The sequence below is a fragment of the Cytophagales bacterium genome (assembly GCA_019456305.1).
In the GTDB taxonomy this organism is placed as follows: domain Bacteria; phylum Bacteroidota; class Bacteroidia; order Cytophagales; family VRUD01; genus VRUD01.
Map to the genome: position 1 here is coordinate 1 of VRUD01000029.1, position 1760 is coordinate 1760.

Annotated in this window: 1 protein-coding gene and 3 pseudogenes; all 4 read left to right on the plus strand. The window is 39.0% G+C overall.

Going from position 1 to position 1760, the window contains the following annotated elements; genetic code table 11:
* Positions 1–38 precede the first annotated feature (38 nt).
* A pseudogene (locus FVQ77_07810) lies at positions 39–266 on the plus strand (adhesin).
* A 111-nt stretch (positions 267–377) separates the two neighbouring features.
* Positions 378–728: pseudogene (locus FVQ77_07815) on the plus strand (hypothetical protein).
* 108 nt (positions 729–836) lie between these two features.
* A pseudogene (locus tag FVQ77_07820) lies at positions 837–1187 on the plus strand (adhesin).
* 129 nt (positions 1188–1316) lie between these two features.
* A partial coding sequence (locus FVQ77_07825; protein MBW8050231.1) for an adhesin occupies positions 1317–1760 on the plus strand: 444 nt, incomplete at its 3' end.

Here is a 1760-nt window from a genome sequence, read left to right on the forward strand (position 1 = left end):
CTCCTCCTTATTATTTTAACTGGAGTAATGGAGATACAATAGAGGATATCAGCGGATTAAGTGCCGGTAATTATTCTGTTATATTTTCCGATACCAATAATTGTATTACAGGTACAAATGCCGGTATATTGAATATAGCCGTAGGATACCAGATAAGCAATGTGATCGTATCCAACGATTTTTGCGGAGATAGCAATGGTTATATTGACATTACCGTTTCAGCCGGTACACCTCCTTATACTTATCTGTGGAGCAACGGAGCAACTACAGAAGATATTACAGCGTTGAGCGAGGGAAATTACAGCGTAACTGTTAGCGATTTCTATGGCTGCACTAAAGATACCAATGCTAATATAGTGAATATTGTCAGTGGCTATATGGTAAGTGACACAATTATAACAGATGAGATTTGTGGAGATGGACAAGGGGCTATTGATATTACTGTCTCAGGGGGTACTTCCCCTTATAGTTATTTATGGGATGATCCTTTATCACAAACAACAAATATTGCCACCGGTTTATTTGCTGGTACATATACCGTTATCATTACCGATAATAACGGATGTGATATGACGGCTGTTATAGACGTATTGAATCAAACAGTTAGTATTAGTTTAGATACTACCATCATAACGGATGAAATTTGTGGAAACGCACAGGGGGCAATTGACATAACTGTTAACGGAGGAGCGCTTCCTTACGCTTTTAACTGGAGCAATGGAGATACTACCGAAGATATTATCGGGTTAAATGCCGGCAGTTATACCTGCATTATTACTGACAATAACGGGTGTGATTTTACAACTGTTATAGATGTATTGAATCAAATAGACAATATTAATTTAGACACTACCATCATAACCGATGAACTCTGTGGAAACGGACAGGGGGCAATTGATATAACCGTTAGCGGAGGAACGCTGCCGTACATTTTTGCCTGGAGCAATGGAGATACTACCGAAGATATTACCGGATTAAATGCCAGCAGTTACACCTGCATTATTACTGACAATAACGGATGTAGTATTACTACCCTATCTATTGATGTATTAAATCAAACAGCCAATATTAGTTTAGACACCACAATTATAACCGATGAAAGCTGTGGAAACGGGCAGGGGGCAATTGATATAACCGTTAACGGAGGAACGCTGCCGTACGTTTTTGCCTGGAGCAATGGAGATACTACTGAAGATATTAGCGGATTAAATGCCGGCAGCTACACATGCGTTATTACCGATAATAATGGATGTAATATTACCACCCTACCTATTGGTGTAGTAAATCAAACAGGCTTTTTCAGTTTAGACACCACCATGATAACAGATGAAAACTGCGGTGACGGGCAAGGGGCTATTGATATAACGCTATCGGGTGGCGTTTTTCCTTACAATTTTGCCTGGAGTACAGGAGATACATTAGAGGATATAAGTGGATTGAATGCCGGTAATTACACTTGTCAAATAACCGATTCCAACGGTTGTATTATTAATCTATCAGCAACTGTAAAAAATGCTGCAGGAAGTTTGATACTAAATAGTTCAATTGTAACGGATGAAATTTGCGGTAACGGGCAAGGGGCTATTGATATAACTGTTTCAGGCGGAACGATACCTTACATTTTTACCTGGAGCAATGGAGATACAACCGAAGATATTAGTGGATTAAGTGCCGGTAATTACACTTGTCAAATAACCGATTCTAACGGTTGTTTCATTAATCTGTCAGTAACTGTAACAAATGTTGTGGGAAGTTTGATT